The 26,057-nt window shown below is 58.5% G+C and carries 22 protein-coding genes; 10 read left to right on the forward strand and 12 right to left on the reverse strand.

Features of this window, described 5'->3' with window-relative positions; all coding sequences use genetic code 11:
• Positions 1 to 149 precede the first annotated feature (149 nt).
• From IMCC20628_RS19925 to IMCC20628_RS19935, 3 genes are all read left to right on the forward strand, one after another.
• Positions 150 to 2,396: an AGE family epimerase/isomerase gene (locus tag IMCC20628_RS19925; RefSeq protein WP_047031645.1), complete on the forward strand. Its 2,247-nt coding sequence runs from the start codon at positions 150 to 152 to the stop codon at positions 2,394 to 2,396.
• 74 nt (positions 2,397 to 2,470) lie between these two features.
• Positions 2,471 to 3,901, forward strand: coding sequence for a phosphomannomutase (locus IMCC20628_RS19930; RefSeq protein WP_047032807.1), 1,431 nt, complete (start codon positions 2,471 to 2,473; stop codon positions 3,899 to 3,901).
• 123 nt (positions 3,902 to 4,024) lie between these two features.
• Positions 4,025 to 5,302, forward strand: a complete 1,278-nt coding sequence (locus IMCC20628_RS19935) for an IS66 family transposase (protein WP_047028619.1) — start codon at positions 4,025 to 4,027, stop codon at positions 5,300 to 5,302.
• An 81-nt stretch (positions 5,303 to 5,383) separates the two neighbouring features.
• On the opposite strand, the gene IMCC20628_RS19940 is transcribed toward IMCC20628_RS19935, so the two are convergent.
• The 3 genes from IMCC20628_RS19940 to IMCC20628_RS19950 form a co-directional block, all read right to left on the reverse strand.
• Positions 5,384 to 6,709: an HlyD family type I secretion periplasmic adaptor subunit gene (locus IMCC20628_RS19940; protein ID WP_047031646.1), complete on the reverse strand. Its 1,326-nt coding sequence runs from the start codon at positions 6,707 to 6,709 to the stop codon at positions 5,384 to 5,386.
• Complete coding sequence (locus IMCC20628_RS19945) at positions 6,696 to 8,456, reverse strand: type I secretion system permease/ATPase (protein ID WP_197078350.1); 1,761 nt, start codon at positions 8,454 to 8,456, stop codon at positions 6,696 to 6,698. The genes IMCC20628_RS19940 and IMCC20628_RS19945 overlap by 14 nt, the downstream gene beginning before the upstream one ends.
• A gap of 350 nt (positions 8,457 to 8,806) precedes the next feature.
• Entirely contained in the window at positions 8,807 to 9,514 is a 708-nt protein-coding gene (locus tag IMCC20628_RS19950) for an FCD domain-containing protein (protein ID WP_245307831.1), read from the reverse strand.
• A gap of 123 nt (positions 9,515 to 9,637) precedes the next feature.
• Here IMCC20628_RS19950 and IMCC20628_RS19955 point away from each other — a divergent pair, with 123 nt between their 5' ends.
• From IMCC20628_RS19955 to IMCC20628_RS19965, 3 genes are all read left to right on the forward strand, one after another.
• A complete protein-coding gene (locus tag IMCC20628_RS19955) occupies positions 9,638 to 10,633 on the forward strand; it encodes a hypothetical protein (RefSeq protein ID WP_047031647.1) in 996 nt (331 codons plus the stop codon).
• A 14-nt stretch (positions 10,634 to 10,647) separates the two neighbouring features.
• Complete coding sequence (locus IMCC20628_RS19960; RefSeq protein ID WP_052766569.1) at positions 10,648 to 11,679, forward strand: hypothetical protein; 1,032 nt, start codon at positions 10,648 to 10,650, stop codon at positions 11,677 to 11,679.
• Between the two features lie 126 nt (positions 11,680 to 11,805).
• Complete coding sequence (locus IMCC20628_RS19965) at positions 11,806 to 12,765, forward strand: 4,5-dihydroxyphthalate decarboxylase (protein WP_047031648.1); 960 nt, start codon at positions 11,806 to 11,808, stop codon at positions 12,763 to 12,765.
• Between the two features lie 146 nt (positions 12,766 to 12,911).
• Here IMCC20628_RS19965 and IMCC20628_RS19970 read toward each other — a convergent pair whose 3' ends face one another.
• Both IMCC20628_RS19970 and IMCC20628_RS19975 read right to left on the reverse strand, forming a co-directional pair.
• Positions 12,912 to 13,343: a heme-binding protein gene (locus IMCC20628_RS19970; RefSeq protein WP_047031649.1), complete on the reverse strand. Its 432-nt coding sequence runs from the start codon at positions 13,341 to 13,343 to the stop codon at positions 12,912 to 12,914.
• The gene (locus IMCC20628_RS19975) at positions 13,340 to 14,209 is read right to left on the reverse strand and encodes a sugar phosphate isomerase/epimerase (RefSeq protein ID WP_047031650.1); all 870 of its coding nucleotides are present in this window, start codon (positions 14,207 to 14,209) and stop codon (positions 13,340 to 13,342) included. Before IMCC20628_RS19975 ends, IMCC20628_RS19970 begins: the two co-directional genes overlap by 4 nt.
• A gap of 434 nt (positions 14,210 to 14,643) precedes the next feature.
• Between IMCC20628_RS19975 and IMCC20628_RS19980 the strand changes: the two genes are divergently transcribed.
• Together IMCC20628_RS19980 and IMCC20628_RS19985 are read left to right on the forward strand one after the other, a co-directional pair.
• The gene (locus IMCC20628_RS19980) at positions 14,644 to 15,390 is read left to right on the forward strand and encodes an SDR family oxidoreductase (protein WP_047031651.1); all 747 of its coding nucleotides are present in this window, start codon (positions 14,644 to 14,646) and stop codon (positions 15,388 to 15,390) included.
• Positions 15,391 to 15,447: 57 nt separating this feature from the next.
• Positions 15,448 to 16,434 (forward strand): 2-dehydropantoate 2-reductase, encoded by a 987-nt coding sequence (locus IMCC20628_RS19985; RefSeq protein ID WP_047031652.1) that lies wholly within the window; start codon positions 15,448 to 15,450, stop codon positions 16,432 to 16,434.
• Between the two features lie 234 nt (positions 16,435 to 16,668).
• Here IMCC20628_RS19985 and IMCC20628_RS19990 read toward each other — a convergent pair whose 3' ends face one another.
• The 4 genes from IMCC20628_RS19990 to IMCC20628_RS20010 all read right to left on the reverse strand — a co-directional run bounded on the left by IMCC20628_RS19990 (position 16,669) and on the right by IMCC20628_RS20010 (position 21,136).
• Complete coding sequence (locus tag IMCC20628_RS19990) at positions 16,669 to 18,198, reverse strand: tripartite tricarboxylate transporter permease (RefSeq protein WP_047031653.1); 1,530 nt, start codon at positions 18,196 to 18,198, stop codon at positions 16,669 to 16,671.
• A gap of 6 nt (positions 18,199 to 18,204) precedes the next feature.
• Entirely contained in the window at positions 18,205 to 18,759 is a 555-nt protein-coding gene (locus tag IMCC20628_RS19995; protein ID WP_082128253.1) for a tripartite tricarboxylate transporter TctB family protein, read from the reverse strand.
• A 131-nt stretch (positions 18,760 to 18,890) separates the two neighbouring features.
• Complete coding sequence (locus IMCC20628_RS20000) at positions 18,891 to 19,919, reverse strand: tripartite tricarboxylate transporter substrate binding protein (protein WP_197078351.1); 1,029 nt, start codon at positions 19,917 to 19,919, stop codon at positions 18,891 to 18,893.
• Positions 19,920 to 20,431: 512 nt separating this feature from the next.
• Positions 20,432 to 21,136, reverse strand: a complete 705-nt coding sequence (locus IMCC20628_RS20010) for a FadR/GntR family transcriptional regulator (protein WP_047032811.1) — start codon at positions 21,134 to 21,136, stop codon at positions 20,432 to 20,434.
• A 154-nt stretch (positions 21,137 to 21,290) separates the two neighbouring features.
• On the opposite strand from IMCC20628_RS20010, the gene kdgD reads away from it, so the two are divergent.
• Positions 21,291 to 22,196 carry a 5-dehydro-4-deoxyglucarate dehydratase gene (gene kdgD, locus IMCC20628_RS20015; protein WP_047031657.1) on the forward strand — a complete coding sequence of 302 codons (906 nt, stop codon included), beginning with the start codon at positions 21,291 to 21,293 and terminating at the stop codon, positions 22,194 to 22,196.
• Between the two features lie 74 nt (positions 22,197 to 22,270).
• Here kdgD and IMCC20628_RS20020 read toward each other — a convergent pair whose 3' ends face one another.
• On the reverse strand, positions 22,271 to 22,600 hold the full coding sequence (locus IMCC20628_RS20020; protein WP_047031658.1) for a multidrug efflux SMR transporter: 330 nt from the start codon (positions 22,598 to 22,600) through the stop codon (positions 22,271 to 22,273).
• Position 22,601: 1 nt separating this feature from the next.
• The gene (locus IMCC20628_RS20025) at positions 22,602 to 23,216 is read right to left on the reverse strand and encodes a TetR/AcrR family transcriptional regulator (protein WP_047031659.1); all 615 of its coding nucleotides are present in this window, start codon (positions 23,214 to 23,216) and stop codon (positions 22,602 to 22,604) included.
• A gap of 232 nt (positions 23,217 to 23,448) precedes the next feature.
• On the opposite strand from IMCC20628_RS20025, the gene IMCC20628_RS20030 reads away from it, so the two are divergent.
• Positions 23,449 to 24,447, forward strand: a complete 999-nt coding sequence (locus tag IMCC20628_RS20030; RefSeq protein ID WP_047031660.1) for an NADPH:quinone reductase — start codon at positions 23,449 to 23,451, stop codon at positions 24,445 to 24,447.
• Between the two features lie 66 nt (positions 24,448 to 24,513).
• On the opposite strand, the gene IMCC20628_RS20035 is transcribed toward IMCC20628_RS20030, so the two are convergent.
• The gene (locus tag IMCC20628_RS20035; RefSeq protein ID WP_047031661.1) at positions 24,514 to 25,959 is read right to left on the reverse strand and encodes an aldehyde dehydrogenase family protein; all 1,446 of its coding nucleotides are present in this window, start codon (positions 25,957 to 25,959) and stop codon (positions 24,514 to 24,516) included.
• Positions 25,960 to 26,057 lie beyond the last annotated feature (98 nt).

Below are 26,057 nucleotides of genomic sequence, written 5' to 3' on the forward strand. Positions count from 1 at the left end.
TCAATCCATCCGGTACGATATCGCGGTAAAACCTGATTTTCGACTATTGCGCATGTTTTCCCTGAAGCATGAGGGAATTTTCACCTTTTCCCGGTTTAATCAATGCAATCAGATCAAACGCCGAAAGGCCGCGTCAAGCGGAGCATCCCATGGGCTCAAGCCACACCATAACGCCCGTCATTCTGTGCGGCGGCGCCGGATCCCGGCTTTGGCCGATGTCCCGGGATTCAAAACCGAAACAATTTCACCGGCTGGTCAATGACAAGACCCTGCTGACCAACACGCTTGAACGTGTCGATCACAAGGGCGAAGGCCTGCGCTATCTTCCCACCCGCATCGTCGGCGGGGTCGGGTTTGAATCGCTGCTGGTCGAACAGGGCGAAACCGGCAGTGTCGAGGTTGAGCGCTATTTGCTTGAGCCGCTGATTCGCGACACCGCTGCCGCGATCGCGGCATCGATCGTCGATCTGGCCGAATCCGATCCGGACCGAATGGTTCTGGTGCTGCCGTCCGATCACCAGATCTCCGACGTGGCGGCATTTTTCGACGTGATCCGCACCGGTGCGGAAGCGCTGGCGACACGCGGCGGCATCATGACCATCGGCATCGCGCCGACGCGGCCCGAGACCCAGTATGGCTATATCGAGCGCGGCGACGGCGACGGTCCGGTCTATGACGTCTCGCGGTTCCGGGAAAAACCCGATCTCGAAACCGCCGAGAGTTTTCTTCGCTCCGGCCGGTTTTTCTGGAACGGCGGCATCTTCATGTTCCGCGCCGGCGATATGGGCGCCGAACTGGCCCGCCAGCAACCGGAAGTCTGGGCGCAGGCGAAGCTGGCCGTCGAGCGCGCCGATGTGAAAGGCAAGTGCTACCGGCTCGATGCGGAGGCCTTTGCCGCCAGCCCGAAGATCTCGATCGATTATGCGGTGATGGAAAACGCCCCGCGGATCGGCGTTGTGGCGGCCAGTTTCGACTGGAATGATCTGGGATCGTGGAACCAGTTGCATGACGGCTCGCCGCTCGACGAGAACGGCAACGCCCGATTTGGCGATGTGCTGACCATCGATGTGTCCAACAGCTATCTCCGCTCCGAAGACCGGCTGCTGGCAGTTGCCGGGCTCGACAACATCATTGTGGTCTCCCAGCCCGATGCGCTGCTGATCGTGCATCGCGACAAATCGCACCTGGTCAAGGACATCGCCGGGCGGGTCAAGAAAACCGGTGAGTGGCCACCGCTGGCTGTGGCCCGTTCAGGCAGGCCGGTCCCTTCGACACGGCTTATCCGCAAGTGGCTGTTTGACACCGCCCTGCCGCTCTGGGCCGGTGCCGGCGTCGACCGGGTGCATGGCGGCGTGTTTGAGGCGCTCAATCATGATGGCAGTCCGGCGGACCTGGATTACAAGCGGCTCAGAGTTCTGGCCCGGCAGGTCTACTGTTTTGCCAATGCCGAACTGCTCGGATGGGAGGAAGATGCCCGAGAAGCGCTCGCCCATTGCTTCAGCACCCTGACCACCACCGGATGGCACCCAGATGGCGGCTGGATTCATCTGTGGAACCCCGATGGAACGGTCAAGGATCCGCAACGCGACACCTATGATCAGTGCTTTGTGCTGCTGGCGCTGGCCTGGCTGTGGAAGGCAACAAAATGGCCCGAAGCCCGGGTCTGGGCCGAACGCACCATTGCCTATATGGACGATCACCTGGTCGATCGCGTCAATGGCGGATTTTACGAATCGAGCCTGCGTCTGGATTACCGTCGCGCCAACCCGCACATGCATTACCTCGAGGCGATGCAGGCCTGGTACGAAGTCACCGGCGAGCGCGCCTTCCTCGATCGCGCCCAGACCGCGGTCGATCTGTTCACCACGGTGTTCTTCAATCCCGAAAGCTGGAGCGTCACCGAGCATTTCGAGCGCGACTGGTCGGTGCGCCAGGACAAGCCGGCCCGCGTCGAGCCGGGGCATCATTATGAATGGGTCTGGCTGCTGCTGCGTCAGGCGCGCTTCGCCGACCAGCCGCAACTGAAGGAATACGCCCGCAAGCTCTACGCCACCAGCCACGCTTTCGGCCATGCCCGCGGCACCGACGCGGTGTGTGATTCGATGGCGCCGGACGGCTCGGCCATGGTGGGCACCGCCCGGCTGTGGTGCCAGACCGAGGCATTGAAAGCCGGACTGCTGGCCCGCGCCGAAGGTCTGCCGGGCGATGAGACGCTGTTCATCCGCATGCTTGACGTGATCTTCAACCGCTATCTGACCACACCAGCGCCGGGTGGCTGGTATGATCAGATTGATCCCAACGGCAGAGTGATATCCAAGGACATGCCGACCAGTACCTTCTACCATGTATTTTGTGCACTGGTGGAGTATCTCAGGCACGAGGACATGCTGGCCTGATCTGACGAGCGGCAATGCCGGCGCGGTGGTGCGCCCAAACGCCGTCGCAGGATGCGCAATCAACGGGAGAGACGATCATGGCGGCGAAATTCGGCACCAGCGGGCTTCGCGGTCTTGTCGGGGAATTGACCGACGGCACTGCCGCAGCTCACGCACGGGCCTTTGCCAGGCACCTCAGGCTCTCTGCAATGGCAGCCGAGGGCGCGCCGGTATTCCTGGGCCGGGACCTGCGCGCCTCCAGCCCGGAGATTGCCGGGCAGTGCGCTGCGGCTTTGCTTGCCGAAGGGTTTGAGCCGGTCGATTGCGGCGTGCTGCCGACACCGGCGCTGGCGCTGCACGCCATGGCCAAGGGTGCTGCCGCGCTGATGATCACCGGATCGCATATCCCGGACGACCGCAATGGCGTCAAATTTTACCGTCCCGATGGCGAGATCGACAAGCAGGACGAAGCCGCAATCTCCCGGCTTGCGCCGGAATTCCTTTTGGGCCCCTTATCTGCGCCCTCCGGCTTGCGCGACGAAACAGCCGCCGCCACCGCCGCTTTCATTGACCGCTATCGCGGCTTTACCACCGGCGACATGCTGCGCGGATTGCGCATCGGCCTCTATGAGCACAGTTCTGCGGCAAGCGGCGTTCTGGCCGAGATTTTGCAGGAGGCCGGCGTTGAGGTGGTGCGGCTTGGCAGGTCGGACGTGTTTGTTCCGGTCGACACCGAAGCCGTGTCGGACGAAACCAGGGCGCTGGTGGCCGGCTGGGTCTGCAGCCATGGGCTCGACGGTCTGGTCTCGGCTGATGGCGACGGCGACCGGCCGCTGGTGGCGGATGAGACCGGCCAGGTGCTCAGAGGCGATGCGCTGGGTCTGATTGTGGCGCGCTATCTTGGCGCCGATGCCATCGTCACCCCGGTGACTTCCAATTCGGGCATTGAAAGCCGCTGTCAGGCACGGGTTCATCGCACCAGGGTCGGTTCGCCCTTTGTCATTTCCGGCATGGCGCAAGCCCTGGCCGGGGGCGCCAGCCGCGTCATCGGATTTGAGGCCAATGGCGGCGTGCTGACCGGCAATGACATCGAGGTTGGCACGGCCCGGCTCGCCGCACTGCCGACGCGCGACAGCGTTCTGCCGGTTCTTAGTGCCTTTGCAGCGGCCCGTGCGGCAGGGCAAAGCCTCTCGGCCCATGTCGCAGCTCTCGGACTGCCGGTTGCCGCCAGCGACCGAATCGAAAACTTCCCCACGGCAACAAGCAAGGCGCTGCTGGCGGAGCTGTCAGAAGATGCGGCGGTTCGCGACAGCTTCTTTGAACCGATCGGGCCGGTCTCGACGGTCGATCTGACCGATGGGTTCAGAGTGACGCTGCAAAACGGCGCCATCGTCCACCTGCGCCCGTCAGGCAACGCTCCCGAAATGCGGATCTACAGCGAGGCTGCGACTGAAGCCGAGGCACGCAAATTGATCGTCAGCACTGTCGGGAGAGTTCATGAGCATTGCCGCCCACATAGCTCCTGAGCTACCCCGAAATTCGCGCACTGACATAAGCTGCGATTTGTTGCCGGCAGGTCTTGATTCAGCAGGTGCAATGTAATTACCCACCCCCTTGCCATGCACCACAATGTCTGAATCCATGATGATATGGATCGGACTGATTTGCAGCAGCTGAGCAAGGACGAATTGATCGAGATGGTGCTTCGGCTCCAACGGCCTGCCAAGGATTCTCGGACGTCTTCCAAGCCGCCCTCTACGGACAAGAAAGAGAAACGCGTCAACTCACGACCGGGTGGAGCCAAGCCCGGGCATGAACCCCACAATAGGGTGCTGGCGGATTTTGCCGACATGTTTCGCGATCATGAACCGACCGCCTGCAAGAGATGCGGCCATGCGTTTTCCGGTGATGATACGATGGTGCTGGCCGGGGCCTATGACGAGATCGATATTCCTGCGATCCGTCCTCATGTCACCCGGCATCGGCGTTTTTCCTGTCATTGCCCGCAATGCGGCACGACGACAAAAGCCACCGCACCTGCCGTGGCAACCGCAACGCCGTTCGGGCCAGGCATTCACGCGCTGGCGATCTACCTCAAGAGTTTCCATGCATTGTCTTACGAACGCCTGAGCGGTGTGTTCATGGATATCTTCGGCCTCCATGCGAGCGAGGGCGCGATCATGAACATGTTTGCCCGCTCCCGTCCGAGCTTCCAGGCCACAGCACAGGCCGCCAAGGCCAGCCTTCGAGCCGCCCGCGTTGTCGCCAGCGACGAAACCGGTGTGCGTATTGAGGGCACAAATGCCCAACACTGGGTTTTTCATTGCAAGGATGCCGTTGTCCACCAGCCCGATTACTCCCGTGCAGCACGGGTCGTTCACGAGACCATGGGCGGCCATGTCCCCGAGGTATGGATATCTGATCGGTATTCAGCCCAGCAATCTCACGGCCATCGACATCAAACCTGCCTTGCACATTTGGCGCGTGATACAGCCTTTGCGCTGGAACATGGCGAGGATGATCTCCCTCTTCGCTTCCAGCTTTGGTTTGGCCGTGTGTTTGATTTCGCCAGAGCCATAAGCACATTCGCTGCGTCTACCGTCGCAAGCAAGAAGCGCAAATTCGATAAACAGCTTGCCGGGCTTCTATGCGCCCCGACTTCATGCGACCTGGCCCAAAAGCTCCAGGCCAAGATCGGGCGGGCCCGCGATCAGCTGCTGACGTTTTGCGACTATCCCGGAGAAGTCGATGTCACCAACAACACATCTGAGCGAAAGCTCCGTCCATGGGTCATTCAGAGAAAGGTGACAAACGGATATCGCGCCATGTGGGCCGCCCAAGCCGAGGCGGATGTACGCACAACCGTCGATACCGCCCGCCTCAAAGGCGCAAATCCCTTCCAGGTTATCGCATCCGTCTTGGCGTAGGCCGACATCAAGGCCCGAAATCATAAATTCAGGGGTGGGTAATTACGGTGCAATGAGCGGCTGATCTGAAACCCGGTTGAATCAATTCTCGCGGAAAGCTTTCGCGAAGCTGTCACGGATCGGGCGAACCAGATAGTCAAGGAAGGTCCGCTCTTCCGTGGTGACAAAAGTCTCGACCTGCATTCCCGGATAAAGGTCCAGAATGCTGATCCCCACGTCCTCTATATCGGCGAGTTTGAGGCGCGTAAGATAATAGGGCTGTCGGGTGGACTCATCGACCAGGATGTCGGCAGAGACAAAGTCCACGGTTGCCTTGGCGACGGGCGTGGTGCGCTGGTTGAGAGCACTGAACATGATTGTGGCTTCCTGGCCGACCGAAACTACATCGATATCTTCCGGACTGACCCTTGCCTCTATGAGGAGTTCCGCGCCCTCCGGCAGAATTTCCACAAGCTGCTGACCGGACTGAACCACTTCACCGATTGTGTGCACTCCAAGCTTGATCACGGTCCCTGCAATTGGCGAGCGCACGACGGTCCGTTCCAGAATGTCGCGGGCTGCCTTGATCTGATTTTGAATGTCCTGCAATGCTGAACGGACCTGAGCGAGCTGTTTGGACGCTTCCTCCTGACGCGAGGTCCGGGTGTGCTGAATTTGCTGTTCTGTCTGAGCAATATCCTGCCGAACTGTGGCAATGGAGGCAATATTCTCGCCTTTGTCACCCAGAAGCGACGCGCGGGCGCGTTTGAGAGCCAACAGTCTCTCTTGCGTGGTCAGGCCATCTTTCATCAGTCCTGCCAGCCCGTGAAGCTCATCCGCCATCAATGACATCTGCTCCTCAACAGCTTCATTTTGCGCTTTGATGCCGACTATCTGTTCTTCGAATGCGCGGATTTTCTTTTCAAGTATGCCGATTTCATCCTTGTGCCTGGACAGGCGGGCGCTGAAATCGGTGCGTTCATCTTCCAACAGCAGAACGATCGATGGGCTGGCGGTCTTCTCGGTCAACTGTGCCGGAAAGCGGATTTCGTCAAGATTGTCACGCTCAGCCAGCAATTTTGCCTCGAGCGCCATCAGGGTATCCCGTCGCTCGGTCAGCCGGTCGAGATTGGACGCTGCAGCGGTTTTGTCGAGTACCAGAACCGGCGCACCGAGCGTGATCCGGCTTCCCTCCTCAATCAGGATTTCCTTGATGATCCCACCTTCGAGATGCTGGACGACCTTGTTCTGGCCGCTGACCACAAGAGTGCCAGAGGCAACGGCAGCTCCGGCAATTGGCGCAGTCGACGCCCAGACACCAAAACCGCCGAAAAACAGGACCAGACCCATCACCCCCACGAGCACAGGCATGCGAACCGAGAAAAGTTTCGATGTGGCGGAAGTCTTTTTGGCGTCATTTGGGGTCATTGGAAATCCTGGTTATCGACGTCAACCGCCCGGTCGCACTTCCGGTGGCTGAGGAGGGATGTCCGCCCGAGTTCCTGGCCGCCCGGGCCCCTGATCCGGGGATGAGGCGCGCCATCATCTCGTCACGCGGGCCCCAGGCCTCGATCTCGCCCTGGCTGAGGATCATGACCTTGTCAGCCACCTGCATGACACCGGTTCGCTGGGTTATGATGACAACTGTCGTTCCCGCCGCCTTTGCGGCCGAAATCGTCTCCGAGAGTTGTCTTTCTCCATCAATATCCAGGTGAGCGTTAGGTTCATCAAGCACGATGAATGCGGGCGAACCGTAGAAAGCCCGCGCCAGTGCAACACGCTGGGTTTGCCCGCCCGACAGGCCTCGCCCCCCCGGCCCCACAAGCGTTTCATATCCCTCCGGCAATTGCATGATCAGTTCATGGACACCTGCGCGCCCGGCCGCCTCGACTACAGCGGAATCAACCCGGTTCGGGTCGAGCCGTGATATGTTCTCGGCGATGGTTCCAGGCATCAACTCGATTGACTGGGGCAAATAGCCAACGTGGGCGAAGCGTGCCGCGTCAGGCCAGTTCATGATATCGGCCCCGTCCAGCCGGACACATCCTCTGGACGGGCTGGCAGCGCCGACGAGAAGCCGTGCCAGCGTGGATTTCCCCGCGCCGCTAGCGCCCAATATGACCAGAACCCCGCCAGCCTCCACCTTGAAATTCAAGCCTTTGAGGACTGGGTCCTGCTCCGCAGTTCCCGGAGCAGCATAGACAAGCGTTTCGACATCGATCCGCCCGGTAGGCCGGGGGAGTGATGTTCTTTCACCAACCGAGGCCGACTTATCAAACAGGTTCGTCAGGCGGCGATGGGCAAGCCGGGCCTGAGACAGCGACCGCCATGCTCCCACGGCCTGTTCAATGGGCCCGAGCGCACGCGATGAGATGATGGAAGACGCAAATATCATACCGGCTGTCATCTCGTTGATGAGCACGAGGTAACCACCCACCCCCAGCAGCGCTATCTGCAGCAGAAGCCTGAAAAAACGCGTCAGCCCGAAAAATGTCGAATTGCGAATGCCGACACGGTCCTGGCCCAAAAGCGATTTGTTGTTGCTTTTCGCCCATTTCGTCATGCCCGCATCGAACATGCCCATTGCACGGACGGTTTCCGAATTGCGGATTATGGACTGGGCCACGCCCATGCTGGTCTGGGTGTCGACGCCGGCCTGCTGCTGAACCGCGAAAGTGGCTCTGTCATTGGCGGCAGCCAGTCCCATCAGCAAAAGCGCGCCGACCAGTGTGATGTAACCCAGCGTCGGATGGATGAAAAAGACCAGCACAACAAACAGGGGTGCAAAAGGCAGATCAAGCAGGCTCAGCGCCACACGGTTGGATATGAACCCTTTCAGGAGCGAAATATCGCGCAGGGGTTCCGTCCCGTTCATGCCGGAGCGCTCATTTTGCAGGATGCGTTCAAAAACCGGTCGCGAAATGCCCAATTCGAACTGCGCGGCAGCCCGGTTCGCCATGATCCCGCGCACGCCTTCAAGCAGGCCGAACACCAGTACCGCCAAAAATGCCACGATGCTGATCATGACAAGGGTATCGAAACTCCGACTGACAAGCACCCGGTCATAGATCTGCAGCATGTATAGCGGTGTGGCCAGAACAAGCATATTCAGGAACACCGAGAAACCGGCAATCATCCAAATAATGCGCCTGACCGGCGCCATGAACGTAGACATGGAAACAACCGTTTCACCCCCGGAGACAGGGACGTGACTGGACGATCGACCTTTAACCATTTGCTACCCAAATGCTTGTTTTGACATCTAAACGATACATCATCCAAAAAATCGGAAGAGCACTCAATCTTAACCAATTTTATACCATGTTCATCCGGCAATGTAATAGCGCATGTGGGGCTATCGTTAATTTCGGAAATTCAGGCAGTTCTGATGAGGCGGCCTGCAGAGCGATGGGCCAGCAGCAAAGACTGCAAATCCGCCGTCTCGTAAACTTGAATTCTTCAATAACGAACGTGATCGCGCCCCGAGCAAGCATCCACCGACACCACATTACCTGCCAAATAAATCTACATCCCCGCACTGCGAAGGATCAGCCGCTTGCGTACCGACTCGAGATGCGCGCGCATCGCATTCGCAGCGTCTTCCGGCTTTTTGTTCAGGATCGCCTGGCAAATGTCCTTGTGCTCGTCGAGGGTCGGGTAACTGCGGGAGGGGCCGGACTCAGTACGTTGCGTCTGCCAGACATTTGAGCGTCGCACGGCGTTCAGTGTTTCAAAAACCGTCATCAGCAACTTGTTTCTGGTGGCGGTCGCAATGGCATTGTGGAACCGGTTATCCCACGCCTCGAAAACGCGCCAATCCGTCGCCTCGGCACATCGCCGGTAGCAGCGCCGGAGTTCCCTGTGATCGCTTGAAACGCCGTTTTGTGCCGCCAGTCGAGCGAGTTCGGGTTCGATAATCAAACGGGCGTCGGCTATCTCTTCCGGAGTGGTTATGCCGCTGAGGTAGCGCACCTCTGTAAGATTCAAGACCGAGCGAGCCCCGATATAGGTTCCGCGCCCCACCTGTCGCCAAACCCGGCCTTCGTCCTCCAGCACGCTCATCGCCGTGCGCAGCGCGGCCCGGGTCAGTCCCAGCTCGACACATAGCAATCGCTCAGGCGGAATCCGGTCGTTCAGGGCGAAGTCATGCCCCTCGATATAGGTTCGCAGTCTCTCGACGGCTTCGGCTGCACGCTGCTTGTTCATATACTGACCAATGCCGTAATTGGTCACGGTTTGCACCTGTTTTTTTGGCGCCATAACAATCAGAATTGTGCTGACTTAAAGGATCATACGTTCTTCGTTGACCGCTGGCATTGCATGCTCGCACACGCAGATCATTATCAGGGAATTCATATGACCAAGCTTGCTCTCTCGCTGGCATGCACGCAGACCGACCGGGCCGCTCCCATACTTGACGGGCGCATTGCCATCAGCGGATGTGACGTGATCCCGCTGCCAGGGGTGACACAGACCATTTTTCGTCAAGTGCTCGATGACAAGGCATTCGACATCGCCGAAATGTCGATGTCGAGTCACCTGATCCAGGTTGACCGGGGTGTTCGCGACTACGTCGCACTGCCAATCTTCCTGTCTCGCAGCTTTCGGCATTCAGCCATCTATATCAACGCCAACAGCGGAATCAAGAAACCGGAGGACCTGCGTGGCTGCAAGTTTGGTGTTCAGCAGTTCCAGCAAACAGTCGGCCTTTGGGTGCGGGGCATGCTGGCTGACGAATACGGGATTCGCAGTCAGGACGTAACCTGGATGAATGGCGGGCTGGAAGCGCCTGGCGGTGGCGAAAGGCTGAAGCTCGACCTGCCCGAGGAAATCAGCCTTACCCCGATTCCCGCGACCGAGACACTCAATGGCATGCTCGCCGACGGCCGGCTGGATGCTCTGATTGCAACAAAGCCGCCCTCATCCTTTACCAGCGGAGACAGCCGGGTAGCGCGGCTTTTCCCGGACTACCAGAGCGCGGAGAAGGACTATTTTCGCAAAACCCGGGCGTTCCCGATAATGCATTGTGTCGTTGTCCGGCAAAGTCTGGTCGACCAGCATCCATGGCTCCCCGCTGAAGTGTTCAAGGCCTTTGTCAGAGCCAAGGCGCTTGCCCTTGATGAGATGAAGCAGGTTAACATTCTTCGGCTGACTCTGCCCTGGATTGCCGAAACCTTTGCGGACGTCCAAAACCTGATGGGTGGCGATATCTGGAATTATGGCCTCAAGGAGAGCAGGCATGAAATCGAGCACATGCTGAGATATGCTCATGGAGATGGCCTGACCGGCCGTCACCTGACTCCTGAAGAGGTCTTTCATCCCAGTACATTCTCCCTGTCCGACAAGATATAACGAAGGAGACCTCGATGGCTGATAGCAAAAACGGTTCACAGGAAGACCCGCTGTTTTCCGGATTGTTTGATCCGACGATTACAAGCATCCCGCAAGGTGTTTCCCAGCCCAATCCCGACATCGTTCCGAATGCCGAGAATATGGGAGTCTGGAAAGAAGAGACCCGGATGCCGATCGCGACGGCTGAAATGGGTGTCATCGCATGCAATGGGAAGGTCCATGTCATCGGCGGCTATGCGCGCGGTCAGGTCAACAGCGATTACCATCAGGTATTCGATCCTGCGACCGGCGAGTGGACACTGAAGGCGCCCATACCCTATGCCTGCAATCACCTCAGCATGGCGGCGATCGGCAGCAAGATCTACAGTTTCGGTGGCTTTATCGAGCAGAACCGCTGCCCGCACTCCAACTGTTTTGTCTATGACGACGACACGGATGAGTGGGAACGGATTCCGAACCTTCTCAGACCGCGCGGTGCGATTTCAGCAGTGGAACTCAACGGACAGATTCATCTGCTTGGCGGCCGCAACGTCAGGTCGGTCGATTGGCACGAGATATATGATCCGGAAACGCAGCAGTACCAGCTTCTCAACGATATGCGCGGATCGACACCGACGCAGCCATTCGCGGGCCAGCGATGCCACATGGGAGCTGTGGTCGTGGATGGAAAAATCCACTGCATCGGCGGGCGCAAGGATTCCTACGACTTCAACACCGGTCTGCATTCGGTCTTTGATCCCGAAAGTCTGACCTGGTCGTTCCGGAAGGAAATGCCGACCATTCGCAGTGGACACTCTGTGGCCTATGTGAACGGCAAGATACTGGCGTTCGGTGGCGAGGCGCGCGGTTTGGTCTTTGAAGCCAACGAGTCGTATGATACCAAGACCGAAAAATGGGAAATTGTCGCACCAATGCCGGTACCGCGGCATGGCTTGCATGGCGCGACCGCAGCAGTCATAGGCAATACTGTCTACGTGCCCGGCGGTGCCCCGATTACCGGCGGGAGCGTCCAGGGTGCCTATCACGACTCCTTCACCTTCGGTTAGCACGCGGACCATCAACCAGACCCTGATGTGCTTCATGAAAGCGCAATCGGGGCATTCTGGCACTTTCACCTGAATTGAAAGCCTCATTCCCGTCTGGTGACGAAGGAAACAGGAAAGGCACGGCCAATGGAAAACCCGAACCTCAACATTGTGCTGCGCATGCAAGGCAATGTAGCCCCAATTTGCGATGGCAGGGTGAAAGTCGATGGATTTGACCTCACAATCCACGATGAAGGGGCAATGCAGGGCGCCTTTAGAAGCATGGTGCGGGAGCACAAATTCGAGATCAGCGAACTTGCACTGACAACCTATGTCGTCGCACGGGAACACGGTGCGGAATTCACGGCACTGCCAATCTTCCTTGTCCGGGAATTTCACCACGGTGCGATCCTGTTCAACCGGAACGCCGGCATTACTGATCCCAAGCAGCTAGAAGGCCGCGACGTCGGAGTTGACCGCGGATATACCGTCACAACAGGCGTGTGGGCGCGCGAAATCCTCGCCAAGGAACACGGGGTGGACCCCAGGCGCGTCAACTGGATCCTGTCCAGCGACGAACATGTTGCCGATTTCCGGCCGCCCGAAAATGTTCGACTCATAGAGGACGGACGCAGCCTGAGAGAGGACCTTCAGGCAGGTGTGCTGCCCGCCACCGTCGGGTTCTTTCCCGAGGATATTCCAGAACAGTATGACAACATCGTTGCCTTGCACCCTGATGGGCTGGAGGCTGGTCTGCGTGCATTCGACCAGCGCGGACACTACCCGATCAACCACCTGATCGTGGTGCGCAACGACGTGTTGGCGCGTAACCCGGATTTGCCTGTGGCGCTGTTCGACGCATTTGCGCAATCCAAGCAGATCTATGTTGATCAACTCAAGGCTGGCGCGATCGAATCTCCGACAGCCATCGATCAAATGCATGCCCGGATACTCGAGCGTGGTGCCGATCCACTGCCCTACGGCATAGAACCCAACCGGGCGCTTCTGGAGGGGTATCTGGAGCAATGCCAGGCGCAGGGCGTGCTGAACCGTCCAGTGAGCCTTGAGGCGCTGTTCGAGCCAACGACGCTTGAATTGATCGGCTAGACAATAGCTAGCCAACGCCGCGACGGGACCGCCATGACCCTAATAACAACGCCGCGCATCCGACTGGATGCGCGGCGTTGTTTGTTACTTCATGATTGCGCTGGCTCGTCTCTGGCTATTTCGCCCGATTGGAGCGGGCTATCGGTTCAACCGCCGTCGGCTGTCAGTCCCGCAGCCTCAATCCCGGCAATAGCGCAGACTTCATCATTATCGCCGGTATCCCCGGAAATCCCGACAGCACCGATAATGTGCCCGTCCGAATTCTTGATCAGCACACCACCCGGCGCGGGCACGCATCGCCCGTCGGAAGCATCTGAAGCAGCACTCATGAAGCCCGGCACTTTCTGTGAGCGCTTGGCAAGTTCGCGTGACCCCAACCCGAACCCCAGCGCGCCGTAGGACTTTCCCTTGGCCAGTTCGAGGCGCAGAATTCCGCTGCCATCCTCCCGCTTGGCGGCGACCAGATGACCACCTGCGTCGAGAACGACAACCGTCAGCGGCTCTAGAGAATTCTCCCGCCCCTTGGCGAGTGCGGCGTCAACGACGACAGAAGCATGCTTGAGCGAGATACTTGTCATGTTCTTGTTCCTTTTTCCGATTCATTGTTTTCAGCACAGGCCGCAGCAAGCAGCAGTGCACGGGTGATCTCGACCGCTTCGGCGCAAACCTCGTAGGGCGAGCGTTCCCAAAGGGCGGGATTGGGGGCCTCGTAGCTGAGGTAACCGTCGTAACCGATTTCGCTCAAACGGCCGAAAAGATTGTTCCAGTCGATCACACCCTTCCCGGGCACGAGCCGATCAATCGGGCGGCGAATTCCGGGTGTCGGGTGCAGGGGCGCATCGCTGTATTGAAATGCAAACAACTCGTCTGCACGTACGCCATCCAGACCGGCTGAAACACCTTGGCTTCTGTGCAAGTGATAGGCGTCGAGAAGCATGCCGCAACTGGGGTGGCCGGCGCCCTCGATGATCTCACGCAGGACCGCGGTCCGGTTGACTACCGGGTGCTGGGAGTTGAACTCAAGTGCAAGTTTGAGATCATATTCGGCAACGATCGCACCGGCAATCCGGGTTGCCGCGATAGCATCCTTGACGGTGCCTGTCACCTGGCCCGGCGCGCTCATGATCATGTCGCAGCCAACTGCCTTTGCAATCTCACAGGTTTCATGCAGGACGCCAAATAGTCTTTTCTGTTCCTCAGGCGGCGTAAAAAACCAGCCATATTCTGTGCCCAGAACGCCAATGGACACATCGCTGTCGCGCATCATGGCAATCACATCGTCTTTCGTCATGCCACGGTCAAAGCAATCGACAACGTCGCTGCGACGGATCTCGATTGCGTCAAAACCTGCCTTCGCAGTTGCATCCAGACAGATATCAAGCGGCGTGGTATGGATCGTCCAGGTGTGAAGAGCCGTCCTGAACGGCTTTTGCGTGTGTTTCATGATGCAAACTCGCTGTTGGACAGCCGCAGGCATCCGGAACGTCGCGCACAATTCATGCTCCCCGTCCCGGGATGATGTCGGTTCAGCGACTGCCGAACAGACTTGCATATGCGCACGCTCAAATGATCAGCTTCCATTTACCCATGCCGACGTCCGTCCTTGCTGGTGCCTCGCACAATGCGAACCGAGTTGTTTTTGCTGTGCCATTGTTCACGCGCTGCACCGCGCAGCACTGAAATGGCAAAGTCTCAATCGTCGTCCTAGGATAGGTCGATAATTGGCTGGGCGAAATTTCAAAGCAAAACCATTTCATCGATTGGGTCACCTGCAATATCTTCCGTTGGCGTGGCCGCACACCTATGCTGCAGCGCATAAGTGCGTGGTGAAAGTTTGCCATGCGGAACAGGCGCGGATGCGCTGCAAGGGAGAAGTCGATGGAGAAACGTGTTGCGGTGGTCACTGGAGCTGGCAGTGGCGTAGGTCGTGCGGCTGCGCTTGCACTTTTGAATGCCGGCTGGTCGGTTGGACTTGCAGGCCGCCGGGCCGACGTTCTCGAAGAGACCGTCACGATGGCCAAGGCAGGAACGGCATTTGCGGTGCCGACTGACGTGACAAAGCCGGATGATGTTGAGGCGCTGTTCACCGCTGTCACAACGAAATTCGGACGGCTGGACACGCTTTTCAACAACGCCGGCGGCGGTGCGCCAAGCACGAATTTTGGCGACGTCACTTACGAGACCTGGCTTCGCGTTGTGAATGTCAATCTCAACGGAATGTTTCTCTGTGCGAACGCGGCCTACCGGGCGATGCGAGATCAGTCGCCACAAGGCGGACGGATCATCAACAATGGCTCCTTGTCGGCACACACCCCGAGACCGGGGTCTGCGCCTTACACAACGACCAAACACGCGATATCCGGGCTGACGAAATGCATCTCGCTTGATGGGCGCGCGCACAATATTGTTGCGTCACAAATTGACATTGGAAACGCTGCAACACCGATGACTGCACGAATGGCCGGGGGCGTGTTGCAACCCAACGGTACGATGATGGCCGAGCCCACCATGGATGCCGCGAATGTAGGGGACACAATCCTCATGATGGCCAATATGGACCTGTCCGCCAACATACAATCGGTTATGGTCATGTCTTCGCAGATGCCGTTTGTCGGGCGCGGTTAGACACAGTTTGCAGAGTGCCCGTTCAAGGGAGAATAGTACGATGATAGGGCCTCAACGATGAAGATCTGTATTTTTGGGGCCGGCGCGGTCGGAAGCCACATCGCTGCGCGGTGCGATTTCGGCGGCGCCGTCACATCGGTCGTGGCCCGCGGCACGCAGCTGGAAGCGATCCGTTCGTCAGGGATCGTCTTGCAGTCACCGGACGGAGAACGCGCGGCTTCGGTCACCGTTTCGGATGATCCCGGTGAGCTGGGCCCCCAGGACGTGGTGATTGTTGCCGTAAAGGCCCCTGCCTTGACATCCGTCGCACGATCCATCGGCCCGTTGCTCAAGCCGGATACAGCAGTCGTTTTTGCAATGAACGGAATCCCCTGGTGGTATTTTTACGGCCATGGTGGAGCAATGGATGGCACCCGCCTTCCCACCATCGACCCTGAAGGCGCCGTGTGGAATGGCGTTGGACCCGAGCGCGCCATCGGATGCGTTGTCTATTCGGCAAGCGAGGTGGTCGCGCCGGGGATTGTTCGACTTGCTCAAGCCAGCAGCCGCCTGGTGATCGGTGAACCAGACGGGACAATGTCGCCCCGCTCGATTGCGATTGCCGATATCCTGTCCGGCGGCGGCCTCCCGACCACGACAACCGATGCAATTCGCGACGTCATCTGGTCAAAGCTGCAAAACAATGTCGCTTCGGGGCTGATGGCGATCCTGACGCAGTGTACGGTCGACAAGATCGCGGCAAAGCCGGCCTGTGCGACAGCCATGCGCGCGCTCCTGACCGAAACCATCAAAGTTGCAGAAGCACTCGGAAGATCGCCGTCGCGTGATATCGACAAGGTGATGGCACAAATGCACGCGCTCGCACACAAACCGAGCATCCTGCAGGATCTGGAGCAGGGCCGGATGATGGAGATCGAGTCGCTTTACACGATCATTCTGCGATTGGCCAAGATGGTCGAGGTCGAGACACCGAACCTGGATTTCATGATAGCGCTCGCCAGTCTCCGCGCCGAAGCAGCCGGTCTGGCCCCCGATGTGACCTAGCCCGGACGGTAAATACGCCGCTTCCCTCATCGAACCAACAGAACCTGATCAGGGTAGAATGCGTGCTGCGTCCGGCAAAGACCGCCCGCGGAGAAGCCTTCTAGTACTTTCGCTTTTCCGCACATCTTCAGGCCCGACAAGGGGTGAGATTTTGACCCCTTGCCGGTGGCTTCACGATGAGCTGCGGGCGGGCCTGAAACTTGTCTAATCAGCCGCCGCCCGGCTTTGTGCTCTCTATTCTTTCGTCTCGTTCTGACTGGCAAGGCTGCTTCGCATGCTGCTTATGGCACTGTACACGAAGGTCGCCAGCGCCAGTCCGAGAATTGTCAGTGTAATTGGCCGAGTCAGCACCACACTGAGATCGCCCGCGTGGATCGTCATTGCACGGGCAAGGTTGGATTCGACGATCGGCCCCATTACGAAAGCCAGAACCACCGGAACAACGGGAATGTCGATTTTCACCATCCAGTAGGCCACCAGGCTGAGCACGATGACCATCATCACATGAGCCGTGTAGTTGGCATAGGCATAGGTCCCCAGCAGGATCATGATGAAAACACAGGGGCCGAGAATACGGCGCGAGATCTTTGAGATATAGGCGAAACCGCGCGTGTAGATCAGGCCAAGCGCCAATAGCCAGAGATTGATGAAAATAAGTCCGATAAAGATCGAAGTGATCAGTTTCGGCTCAGCTGCGAAAAGCAGCGGACCGGGAACAACCCCTTTGCTGATCAGCACGCTGAGCAGGATGGCGGCTGAGCCTGAACCGGGAATGCCCAGCGTCAAGGACGGAACAAGGGTGCCTGCGACGACCGCGTTATTGGCTGTCTCGGGAGCTGCGATGCCTTCGGCGATACCTGTACCAAACTCATTTTTGGGTCGCCGCGACCAACGCTTTTCCTCTCCATAGGCGATCAGGGAACCAATCGAAGCGCCGGCGCCGGGCAGCGCACCGATGGCTGTGCCGATCATGCTGCCCCGGATCCATGTCGGGATCAGCCTGCGAAAATCCGACTTCAGGAAACGATCATCGGTCTTTTGCGTGTTGATCTGCAGAACAGTTTTTGGCGTCTCGATGGTCTTGCGGTGGCTGATGAGCAGGCGAAGCGCCTCGGGACCAGCGAGGAACGCGATGATCACCACAACAAGCGGAATGCCATCCGTCAGGAACCCCTTGTCGAAGGTAAACCTCATGCCGCCAAAATCGGAACTTCCAACGGTGGAAAGAAACAGGCCGAGACCTGCCGCCAGAAACCCGCGAGTAGGGTCCCGCCCGAAGAAGCTGCCGATGATCGAAAGCCCGAATATGCCAAGCGCAAACATTTCACCGGGTCCAAATTCAAGCGCAATGCTGGCAATCCATCCCCCCACAAGGATGAAGATGATCGTGCTGGTAAGGCCGCCGATGACACCGGAAAGAAGCGATATCTTGAGCGCCCGGTTGGGAAAGCCTTTCTGCGCCATTGAGTAGCCGTCCAGGACGGTTACGGCCTGCGCTGGCGTTCCCGGCGTCCGTATCAGAATTGCCGGGATCGAGCCGCCGTATTCCGCTGCGGAATAGACCGCGAGGAAAAAGATGATCGCCACATCGGCGGGCATTGTGAATGTAAGTGGAAAGAGAAGGGCAAGAGACTGGGAGCTGCCAAAACCGGGAAGCGCGCCGAGAACGATCCCCAGGGTCACACCGGCAACAATTGCGAGGATCACTGGCAGGCTGCCCATGTCCATGAGGACCGGTCCGATATTAGCGATTATGTTTTCCATGTTCGTTCAGTACCCACCTAGATACAGGGGAAGGAATTTCAGCGGCAGCGGCACATTCAGGCCAAGGACGAATGCGCAATAAACCACCAGCGTGGTGCAGATCGCACCCAGCGCCGCAATCACAACAGCCTTTGGCCAGGGCATCGGAAGCCGCGGCAACAGCAAGGCGAACATGAAGAGCGACGTTGCAATTTCCAGACCAAGGGGCTTGAGCAGAACCATGTAGAGCAGCGAAAGAGCGACGATCAGAGAGACTTCAACCAAGTCCAGGGTGATCGGTCCGTCCTTGTCGTCGTCGGCGTCGTCAATGTCGTCGGGAGGCGGCTGCGTCTCAGGCTGCTTTGTGATGAGTTCCCGGATCAGCGTGGCAACACCGCAGACCAGGATCATGGCAAGGGCGATGCGCGGGAAAAAGCCATCACCGGGATAGCCTCGCAGAATGGAGGGAGGCAGTTGGGTGGCTTCCCAATAGAGATAGGCGGCCCCCACCAGCGTTACGAACACCGAAATCATGAAGCTGCGCCGCCGCGGCAGTACAAGTGTTCTTAGTCGTGTAAGCATTGGTGCGGTTCCAAATCTCAGGGTTTTCGTAATGCACGTCAGGCTCGGCTGTTTTCGAAAGACGATCCCGTCTCATGCGGACCGCATGAACGGGGGGCGGAGCATGGCCGCCCCCCGGTAAGCGAGGTTGATTAGCCGTCGATCATTCCGACCTTGATCAGGAACAGACGGGTTTCAGCAACATCATCCTTGAAATCGGACATCAGCTTGTCGCGATCTGCAGCATCAAACGCAGGCACGACGTGTGGATTTTGCACCATGTAGGTATCCCGGTAGTGGTCGGACTCGGACACCTTTTTCAGTGCAGCGGCGAGTGTGTCCATGACCTCTGGCGGTGTGCCCGCCTTGACCATGAACCCCTGCCACTGGTGCGGAACGTTATAGGACATACCCACGTCGCGGATCGACGGAACATCGGCCCACAGCGGATCTTCCAACCGCTCCTCGTTGAGGGTCAGAATGGGGCAGATTGTCCCCGCTTCGATATGGGTATTCCACACACCGGCCGGTCCAAAGCCTACGCGCAAATGGCCCCCGATCACATCCTTGACGACACCGCCGGAGCCTTTGTACGGCACGAATCCGAGGTCGGCGCCAGCCGGATCGCGGCCGATCATGGTGTGCTGAAGGTGCTGCGTGGAACCAACCTTGTTCGAACCCATGGTCAGTTTGCCGGGATTCGCCTCATTGTAGGCGACCAGATCCTCCCAGCTTTTAATCTCGGGGTCGTCGCACCGCACGGCGACACCGTAAACCGTCTGCTCAAACTTCGCCAGCAAATGAAAATCATCCGGCGTCTTTGTGAAGTGCGGCAGATTGAAATAGCTGGTGAAGCTGCGGCTCATGTGCATGAATGTGTAGCCGTCGGCCGGCTGTTCGCTCAAATAGACCGTGGGCTCGTGGTTTGAACCACCGTTCTTGTAGGTGACATTGATCGGAACGCCGAGATACTCATCTTTTTTCAGCTCACCGGCAACCATTTCGCACCAGATCGATGTTCCCGAGCCCGGGGACGTCGTACAGACAAGTTCGATCGGCTTTGATGGATAATTGCTGTCTTGCGCTGTCGCTACTGTCGCGAACGCCATCACGGCTGTTGCGGACGTGAAGAGTGCTGCGGCAGTACCAATTCTTTGCGATATTCTGGGCAGGATGTTCATCTTGGTATTCTCCTCCATTTATTGATCTAGCTTGTCTCCCCGATCATCGGTCAAAACGATCGCTAATTCTTCGGATCGGTTTGCGGGGGTGATTCAAAGTCCTTGTGCCCGGCTTGCCGAGCACAAAGCGATCAAAGCCTCCCCTTCGATCTCTTGGTCGTGGGGAAAAGCATATCGGCATACCTGCTTCGATGGATAGGCAGATTGCGTACCAATTGCGGCATTGGTTGCGGCGCGAACCGAGGCTCGCTTTCGCTGCCAGCAAATATCTGAAGGCCGAAGATATCCGACCCCTCGTGACAACTACGCACACTATCGAGCTGTTTGCAGTCCGGGTGTTCAGTCCCGGCATCTCGTGCCACACGCCGAGGATGGAGCTATTCTGTCCGGAAATCCGTGGGATCGATACCTGACGCGCGCCGTGTCAATACGGGCCCGGATGACGCGCATTCGCTCTTTGTCTTTTGCATGTCGTTAGCGCAAAGCCGCTGCACACTTTTGCGCGACAGGCATCAGCCCATTTGCAGCGCGCGATAGCGTCGCTGACTTTGACCCAGGTGGTCACGCATGGCGCGTCGCGCCGCTTCGGGGTCGCGATTCTGGATGGCCTTTATGATCGCCATGTGCTCCGCATCCAGCATCACCAGATAGGATGGATCGCGGGTCATCTGTGTCCCAATCATGGTGCGCGGTATCGAATCGGGACCGAACATGGCCAGCATCTCGCCAAAGCGCGGGTTGCCCGAGGCGGCGGCGATGGCCATGTGCAGCGCGAAATCCGCCTTGGCCGCCATGCGTCCGGCTTCGACCTCAGTGCGCAGAAGCTTCATGGCCGAAAGCATGTACTCCTCCTGCTCCGGATTACAGCGTTGTGCTGCAAGCGCTGCAGCCTCGCTTTCTATGGCAAGGCGCAGTTCGAGAAGTTCCAAGACCGAGGACAGCCGGGTCTGATCTGTATCGCGCAGGGGCGGGTATGAGGACTTCGCTGCCTCGACCACGAAAACACCAGAGCCCTGTCGCGACAGCAAAAGCCCGTCGGCTCTCAGTGCTGCCACCGCTTCGCGCAGCACTGTGCGGCTGACGCCGAACTCGGCCGAGAGCACCGACTCGGTTGGAAGCTTTTCACCTGGCCGGTATTCCCCTCGCCCGATCTTGCCGCGTAACACCGCGGCAAGTTCGGAAACGCGGCTCGGTTTCCCGGAAGAACTATCTGTCACGTCAAACTCCTGCATTCTGACATTTCCTGACGCAAATCGCGGCAAATGCCAAGCGGTCTGTTTAATTCATCCTATTAATTCATACTATCTATATTGCTATTCTGCGGAAGGAAATCTAAACGAAGGAAATGCAACGCAACCAAGGATCCGCATCATGACCCCCGAACAAATCAAAACTGCCCTGGGTTCTGGCCTGCTTTCTTTTCCCGTCACTCATTTCGATGACGACGGCGCCTTCGCAGCCGACAGCTACAAATCACATATTGAATGGCTGACGGGCTTCAAGGCTCCGGTCCTGTTCGCGGCGGGCGGTACCGGCGAGTTTTTCTCGCTAAAGCCGTCTGAAATCCCGACTATTGTCTCGGCAGCAAAGGAAGCTGCAGGCGAGACTGCCATCGTCTCCGGCTGCGGTTACGGTACCAACGTTGCTATTGATATTGCCAAGTCCGTCGAAAAGGCCGGTGCTGACGGCATATTGCTTCTGCCGCATTACCTGATCGACGCACCCCAGGAAGGGCTGTACGCTCACGTCAAGGCCATCTGCCAATCAGTCGGCATCGGCGTTATGGTCTATAATCGCGACAATGCGGTGTTGCAGGCCGATACGCTTTTGCGGCTTTGCGACGACTGCCCGAACCTTATCGGATTCAAGGACGGCACCGGTGACATCGGCCTTATTCGCGAAATCACCGCACGCGCCGGCGATCGCTTGATGTATCTGGGCGGCATGCCCACGGCCGAGCTGTTCGCTGAAGCCTATCTGGGTGCCGGCTTTACCACCTACTCTTCGGCGGTGTTCAATTTCGTGCCAGGCCTGGCCAATGAGTTCTACACGGCGCTGCGTGGCGGCGACCGGGCGACATGCGACCGCCTTCTGAAAGATTTCTTCTATCCATTCATGGCTATTCGCAACCGTCAGAAAGGGTATGCCGTTTCGGCCATCAAGGCTGGTGTGCGCCTTCAAGGCTTCGCCGCGGGCAAGGTACGGTCTCCACTGACCGATCTGAGCAGGGAAGAAGAGGCAATGATGGAAAAACTGATCGGCGACCATCGTCGCTGATCCCCCGCCCTGTTCAATAAACAACAGCCTACCCAATGCCGGGCGGCGATGTGAACCGGCGGGCTTGAGCCGGTTCAGTGGGTTGCGGTTTTCGAGAGCAGGTTGAGGACGCCGACGCCTGCGACAATCAGGCCGATCCCCAGATAGCCATAGAGATCCAGTTTCTGGCCAAACAGGAAAATCCCTATGAACGTCACCATCGCCACACCGGCGCCGGCCCAGATCGCGTAAGCTACGCCTACCGACATGGTCTTGAGCACGATCGACAGAAAATAGAAGGCGACGGCATAGCCGACGACCGAGATGCTGCCATAGTTCCACTTGGTAAAACCGTCGGACGCCTTGAGGGCGGTTGTCGCAACCACCTCGCCGGTGATGGCAATCGCCAGAAAAATCCAGGGCATGTCATCGCTCTCCGCTGTGAGGTTCGGTTTGTGAACCGCTGACGCTCAATGCCGGAGCGGCATCAAGGTCTTCCAGAAACTTCAGGATTTCGCGCCGCGTTGCGGGGTTCGAATCCGGTCCGCCACCGAGATCGGAAAGCCAGAGCCCGTCAGCCGCCAACCGCAACGTGCGTGCCAGCGGCGTGCTGTCGGTCTGGCGATGTTCATCCAGCCGGGCTTCGACCCAATTGTTCCACAGACCACAATAGCGCGGATCGGAGCTGAGCATCAGGATCAGCACGGCGAGACGTTTTTCCTCGGGCAGACTCATGTCGATGCCGGCAATGACCTGCAAATAGGCGCGCGAGAACCGCCCATGACTGGTTTCATCGGGATCAAGAGTGGCCTCGACCAGACCGCCAAACCAATTGACAACCTGCTCGAACAAACCATCAACCAGTGCGTCCTTGCCCGGATAGTGATGCAACAGGCCGCCTTTGCTGACGCCGGCCTGACGCGCCACGCTTTCCAATGTCAACGCAGGCAGCCCATGTTCGATGATCACACCGGCCGCGGCGTCGAGCAGTTTTGCGCGCAACGCTTCAGGATTGTTCTTGCGATGAGGCAAATTTATCATTCTGTAAACATACCGTCTGGCCGGTTTTTAAACAAGCCATTGCCGTTTGCCTTGATGGTGTTTTTGCACCGTCCTTGTCCGCTCGCAGGCTTGCCGTTGAGGGCTCGTTTGGTGTCTATGACAAGACACGAAACCATCGCCTCGGAAGCTGGCAACTGGTGGCACGCAGACATAACGACCACTGCAGTGCTCTTCCCATTGCCAGCGCCGACCTGCCAACCCGGAGATTTTCATGAAAGCCATATTTTGCACAGACCGCGGGCCTGCCGCGGAGACCCTTTCGCTGCTTGAGGCCTCAAAGCCATCACCGGGACCGGGCGAGGTCCTGGTTGCGATGAAAACTTCAGGCGTCAATCCGTCTGATGTGAAAACCCGCAGCGGCGCCCAGGGCCCGATGGTCGCCGACCGGGTGATGATCCACAATGACGGCGCCGGCATCATCGAAGCCGTTGGCGACGGCGTCGATAGCGGACGTGTCGGTGAGCGTATCTGGCTTTACAATGTCAATCGGTCGACCGACGGGGTCAAGCAGGGCACCAACGGCACCGCCGCAGACTATATCTGTGTGCCAGCAGCACTTGCTGCGCCGCTGCCCGATCAGGCCAGCTTCGAAGCCGGCGCCTGCCTTGGCGTACCCGCGATGACTGCGCACCGGGCCGTGCTCTGGGCCGGACCGGTGGCCGGCAAGACCGTGCTGGTGACCGGTGGTGCCGGCGCCGTAGGGCATTCGGCAATCCAGATCGCCAAGGCCATGGGCGCACGGGTTATCGCCACGGTAAGTTCTGATCAAAAAGCCGCTGTCGCGCGCGAAGCCGGGGCGGACGCGATCATCAATTACAAAACCGAAAACCTGGAAGCCCGGATTATCGAACTGGCCGGCCCCGACGGCGTCGATCATGTCGCCGAGGTGGATCTGGCGGCGCATATGAGCCTTTATCCAAGAACTCTCGGATTCAACGCCACAGTTGGCGCCTATGCTTCAGCGACCGACGTCAACCCGGTGCTGCCGTTCTTTCCGCTGGCGTTCCGCAATATCTGTCTTCAGCCGGTTTTCGTTTACTCGATGTCGGATGCGGCCAAATCCGACGCCATCAGGGACATCAACGCACTTCTCACCTCAGGTGCACTGACGCCGATGGTGGCCAAGGTCTTTGCGCTGGGAGAGGTGGCTGCGGCGCATCAGGCCGTCGAAAGCGGCACACTGATCGGCAACGCCATCCTGAAGATCTGAACCATCAGGCAGAATGATGAAAACGGCCCGCGCCTGTGTCAGGCGCGGGCCGTAATCTGTTCGGGATCAGTCGGCGTCGCTGTCCCAGCCGGAGATTGCCTTGGCTTCAAGGAACTCTTCGATTCCCCAGACACCGCCTTCGCGGGCCCGGCCGGACGCCTTGACGCCGCCAAAGGGCGAGCCGGCGCCGCGTGATTTGCCATTCATCTGAACCATGCCCGAGCGCAGTCGCCGCGCCATGCGATTGCGCTTGGCGCCATCCTGGCTCTGCACATAATTGGTCAGACCGTAGATCGTGTCATTGGCGATCTCGACCGCATTTTCCTCGCCGTCAAAAGGAATGATCGACAGCACCGGCCCGAAGATTTCCTCGCGTGCGATGGTCATGTCATTGTTCACATCGGCAAAAATCGTCGGGCGGACGAAATAGCCCCGGTTGAAGCCTTCGGGCCGGCCAAGTCCGCCGGCGACTAGACGGGCACCTTCATCGATGCCCTTCTGAATCAGGCCCTGGATCTTGTCGAACTGCTGGGCCGAAACCACCGGACCGATATGATCGCCGGCCTGGTTGGCAGGACCGACCTTGACAGTGGCGGCAACCTCGATGGCCTTGTCCACGGACTGATCATAGACCGAACGTTCGACCAGCATGCGCGTCGGAGCGTTGCAGCTCTGACCGGTGTTGTTGAAGCATGACCGGACGCCACGCTCGACGGCCTTTTCATCGGCGTCGGCAAAGATCACATTGGCGCCCTTGCCGCCGAGTTCGAGGCAGACGCGCTTCAGCGTGTCGGCAGCGGACTTGGAAATGAGAATGCCGGCGCGCGCTGAACCGGTGAAGCTGATCATCTCCACATCAGTGTGGGTCGACAGATCGGTGCCGACGCCGACGCCGTCGCCATTGACCATGTTGAACACACCGGTAGGCAGGCCCGCGGCATGGACGATTTCGGCGAAGACGATCGACGACAGCGGCGCGATTTCCGATGGCTTGTGGACCATGGTGCAGCCGGCCAGCAGCGCCGGAATCACCTTGAGCGTGACCTGGTTCATCGGCCAGTTCCAGGGCGTGATCAGGCCGACAACGCCGATCGGCTCCATGGCGATGCGATCATTGGGCGCATGCGGTCCGAGCGGACGGATGAATTCGATGTCCTCGAAGGCCTTGATGAAATTGTCGATATGCCAGGTTCCGGAGGTGACCTGATCGTCGCGTGACATGTCGATCGGCGCGCCCATTTCAAGACTGATCGCCTGGGCCATATCCTCGGCGCGCTCGACATAGATGTCGCGGATTTTCTTGACATAGCCAAGCCGGGTCTGGGGATCGGTGCGCGACCAGCTGTCAAAGGCTGCCTTGGCCGCAGCAACTGCCGCATTGGTGTCTTCGGTGCCACCAAGCGAGATCACCGCACAGGCCTCTTCGCTCGACGGGTTGATGACTTCGCAATCGCGGCCGGCAATCGGCGAAACCCAGGCACCGTTGATGTAAAACTCGCGCTTCTCAATCATATTGTTCTCCATGCTCTCTGGCCGGCAAAGCGGCCGGGAATCGCCTTTAGTCTGATTTGGGGGGAAGCGGCGATGATTGCAACCTCGATTCCGCAGAA

It is taken from the genome of Hoeflea sp. IMCC20628, from assembly GCF_001011155.1.
Lineage (GTDB): Bacteria > Pseudomonadota > Alphaproteobacteria > Rhizobiales > Rhizobiaceae > Hoeflea.